General features: G+C 61.5%; 5 protein-coding genes. 2 read left to right on the top strand and 3 right to left on the bottom strand.

The genetic code is table 11. From position 1 onward, the window contains the following. Positions 1-55: 55 nt before the first annotated feature. The 3 genes from ACE04F_RS13660 to ACE04F_RS13650 all read right to left on the bottom strand — a co-directional run bounded on the left by ACE04F_RS13660 (position 56) and on the right by ACE04F_RS13650 (position 2,298). Positions 56-322, bottom strand: coding sequence for a hypothetical protein (locus ACE04F_RS13660; protein ID WP_486107444.1), 267 nt, complete (start codon positions 320-322; stop codon positions 56-58). A gap of 78 nt (positions 323-400) precedes the next feature. Beyond that, a complete protein-coding gene (locus ACE04F_RS13655; RefSeq protein ID WP_486107443.1) occupies positions 401-1,126 on the bottom strand; it encodes a DUF892 family protein in 726 nt (241 codons plus the stop codon). Beyond that, complete coding sequence (locus ACE04F_RS13650) at positions 1,123-2,298, bottom strand: hypothetical protein (protein WP_434603800.1); 1,176 nt, start codon at positions 2,296-2,298, stop codon at positions 1,123-1,125. Before ACE04F_RS13650 ends, ACE04F_RS13655 begins: the two co-directional genes overlap by 4 nt. A 294-nt stretch (positions 2,299-2,592) precedes the next feature. Here ACE04F_RS13650 and ACE04F_RS13645 point away from each other — a divergent pair, with 294 nt between their 5' ends. Continuing rightward, on the top strand, positions 2,593-3,276 hold the full coding sequence (locus ACE04F_RS13645; protein ID WP_486107441.1) for an SOS response-associated peptidase family protein: 684 nt from the start codon (positions 2,593-2,595) through the stop codon (positions 3,274-3,276). A 109-nt stretch (positions 3,277-3,385) separates the two neighbouring features. Beyond that, positions 3,386-3,766 carry a RidA family protein gene (locus tag ACE04F_RS13640; RefSeq protein ID WP_486107439.1) on the top strand — a complete coding sequence of 127 codons (381 nt, stop codon included), beginning with the start codon at positions 3,386-3,388 and terminating at the stop codon, positions 3,764-3,766. Positions 3,767-3,915 lie beyond the last annotated feature (149 nt).

Genomic DNA, 3,915 nt, shown 5'->3' with positions numbered 1-3,915 from the left:
GCAGATCCAAATGTGGGAGCGAGCCTGCTCGCGAAGAGGCCGGCACATTCGACAATCAAGCCCGAGGCAAGCGCATCCCCTGCACATTCAGACAATCGCGCTGATTGCGCGCCAACATTTCCACCGTCAACTGATAAGCCTGGTCCGCCGCGTCCTTGAGCAATTGCCAATCTTCCAAACCAATCAATTCATGCAACACCAGCTCATCCGCGCGCCGGATCAACGTGTCGTAATAATCCTCGGGAAAGTCCAGGCGATACGTATCGTCTTCCAGCAACAGCCGCCAGGCTTTCAATTCCATCTCAAGGTCGGTTTCACTCACGGGCGGGTGTCCTTCGAAAGTTTGAGCCAAGGGCTCCACCGCGGGAAAACCGGGGCGGAGCCAGCTGTGAAACAAGCCTCAACTCACTTGCGCGAGCAGGTCTTGCCTGATGAAGTCGCGCACCGTGGCCAGGTGCGTTTCCTCCTGTTCCAGGGCATGGCCGAAGCGCTTGGCGATCAGCGGGTGACCGCCCTTCTTCGCCAGCTCGATCAGCAACTCCCAGGCAGCGTTGTCTTCCAGCTCGATGGTCAGGATCGCACTCATCGACTGGGAAACGGTGGTGCGCGGGTCGGTCAATACTTGCAGCACGCCCATGGCCTTGACGCCCGCCACGTCGGCGCATGGCGTCATCGCGGTTGGGTCGCCGCCGAGGGTTTCGATGGCTTCGCGCACGATGTTCATGTGCTCAAGCTCCTCGGCCTGGATCTGCCGCAAGGTCTCCACCAACGCCGGATCGGCCCCTGGCGCGGCCGTGGCCTTGGCGACCATCGCCTCATACAGGCGCACGCCGGTGCGCTCGAAGGCCAAGCGTTCGCCGAGCTTGTCGAGCAGCACTTCCGGCGCCTTGCCGATGGTTTTGTCCAATGCGGTCTTGACCATGCCTTTGACCGAACCCGGTGCCGGTACCGAGCCGATCAGGTCGGCCTCGCGAATGGCGCGCTCGCGTTCTGCCGTGTAGTCGCTCATGTCGCCCGGTACATCCGCCGGAAACAGACGGGTGGCTTCCAGTTGGCGAGCGGTGTCTTCGGGAGACATCTGGACGCCGGTACGATTCATGCCGATGGTGACTTGGCGTTCGCTCATTGCTGTTCTCCCACTGGGTTGAGTTCGGTGCCGGGCTTGAAGGTGTAGCCGGCCGAGACGATGTTGGCAGGCACGCCTTCGCTGTTGAGCTGGGCGCGGTAGTCGAGGGAAGCGTGGCCTTCGCGTTCCTTGGGCACGTAGTCGATGCCGTGGGCGCGCAGGTCCACTTCGCGGGACAGCGTCTCACGGACGAAATCGCGCTGGCTCTTGAACTCGATCATGCGCGGCAACTGACCGCTGAGCACTTCGGCGGGGTCGCGTCGCTCGTACTTCTTGAACAATTCGCAAGCCAGGTTCAAGTGCCCCAGCTCGTAGTCGACGAAGCGTTCCCACATGGCCTTGATCCGTGGATTTTCTTCCTGCTCGGCGCAACTGGCGTAGGTGTAGACCTCCATCGCTTCATGCACCAGCCACTTCTCCATGAAGGTTTCGCTGGGGTCCTGCAACGAGCCGTACTGGGTGACATGCTGCTCTTCCACCGAAGCAATCTCGGCATACAACGCCCGCGCCACCGGGTCGGCAAACAGCGGGCCGATGTTCATGTAGTAATCGTGGGTCTGGTATTCCGCACCGGTGATCAGCGCCGCATGGATCTTGGTGATCAGCGCGGCGTTCTCCTTCTTGTAGTTGTCGCGCAGGTCATCACCGGGGGCACGGTGGTGCTCGCTGGTGGGCCGGCCGGGCACGATGTCCGTGTAGCCTTGCAAGATGTTGTTGGCGTCTTTGCCTTCCAATCGATCAAGCATGGCCGAGTATCGATAGAGGTGGTCGAAATCTTCCAGCAGGCCGAAACGATAGGTCTGCGCCTGATAAGGGTCGGGCTCGTTCTGGGCGACGGCGGCAGTCACTTCGATGGCGACCTGTTCGTAGGCCACGGTGGTTTCAAGCGGCGAATGATCAGCCGACAGCAGCCAGTTTATCGCGGTCATCTGATGCTGCTCGGCGCGCCTTACCTGGGCCAGGGGCAGTTGCAATTCCTTGTGGAAACGCGCGCCGAAATGCTTGAGGCGCAGCGCGTCGGATTCGACGCCGTTCATCAGGATCACCCGCACTCGCGTGAACGCATCGTCATCCAGTTTGCTGATGGGTTTGCCGGCCAGGTCACGCCAGGTAAACGTCTGCTTGTCCAGCGGCGTCCCTTTGTTATCCAGCAGGTTGTCGATTTTGGTCATGGGTCATTTCTCCTTCATCAGAGGCCTCGCGATACGCCGTCGATGCAACAGCAGCGGGGACAAAACGAACGACCTTGGGAAATTGCGCGGCTCTCCGTGCAGACGATGAGCGGTCGTATAAGTGGATGAAATGCCGCTTGATTTTCCGCTCATCCGGTGACGATAAGGATTTTCGAACCAAGCTTTGGCGCGCCGGCTCGGAGCTACATAACACCGCCGCAACCGACTGAAGACGACTGGTTTTTCGCGGCTTCAACGGCGGGTTGTAGTCAATATCTGCCTGGAGTTTTCGCGATGTGTGAATGTTTCGTTCAGCCTGTCTCTTCCAAGGATTCCCTGGCGTTTTTTGCCCAGCGCGAGCCCTTCGGTGCCAACTCATCAAGCTTGTCCGCCGACAGTCTCCACGCCGCCGCGGCACCCGCGCTGCATGAGCGACAAAGCGTAATCAAGCCGAACATGCAGGTCAGCGCCATACGCAACCGTGGCGGGCGGCTGGAGTGCATCAAGGTGCGTTGGGGGTGGTCGCCCGTCTGGTCGATGGGCACGATGCCGCCGCTGACCCACCTGCCCTTGCACTTGGTGATGCGCTCCAAGGTGTTCGACCGGATCAAGCGCGACGGGCGCGTCCTGGTGGCGGTGGATGGCTGGTACGAAGCCGCCGCGGAAACTGGCGCGCACACCCAGGCCAAGCGCCTGAGCTATACGACGTCGCGGCAATCCTCACCGATCTTCCTCGCCGCCCTGGCCCAGGCCAGTGAAACGCCCAACGGCTGTGACGGGCTGGCCCTGGTGACCTACGGCGACATGGTCAACCAACAGCAGCGACTGCTGGCCTTCACCGGCGAGAATGCCCTCGAATGGTTGCGCCCTGAGCTGGATTGGGAACAGGCCCGCGACATGGCCGCCCACGTAGCGGTCGCCGAACCGCAACTGGAGCACGTGCTGACCGCCAAGCGAATGGTCCAGGGCCGACGGTGACGGGGGTTCGAACCAGCGGAGTGGCTGACAGCCCGAAGATCGGCGTTAAACTGGCAGGCCAGTCGTATTGAAGCGACTGGCCTCCTTTCTTTTCGAGCACGAGACTTCCATGGCGAACCAAGACATCACGTTCACCCCCGACCCGGACGCAGAATCCATCTCCTCCGACGTCGCCGGTTTCGGCGGCTTGCTGGTTTCCACCCAGATCCCGACCCGCGCCGACGGCAGCCTGGAGCTGGGCGACATCACGGCGCAGAGCGAGTGCACGTTGCAGGCGCTCAAGACCGCCCTCGAACGCGCCGGCAGCTCCATGGACCGCGTGTTGCACTTGACCATCTACCTGACCGACATGGCCGATCGCGCGGCTTTCAATGAAGTCTACAAACGCTTCTTCGCCAAGCCCTGGCCGGTGCGCGCCGCGGTGGGCGTGGCGGCGCTGGCGGTGGACGGCATGAAAGTGGAAGTGACAGCGATGGCGGCGAAGGGCTGAGCAATACACGGTTCCAAGAGGCTTGACTCACTTGTGGCGAGGGGATTTAGCGAAACGTCGCACCGCCCCGCTGGACTGCGCAGCAGGCCCAAATCCTGCCACCTCGGTGCGTCAGGTTGGTCTCCATAGACCTTTTTGGGGCTGCTTCG

The sequence above is a fragment of the Pseudomonas sp. AGC41 genome (assembly GCF_057334555.1).
The sequence above is the reverse complement of the archived record's forward strand: the minus strand, read 5'-3'. Positions and strand labels throughout refer to the sequence as shown.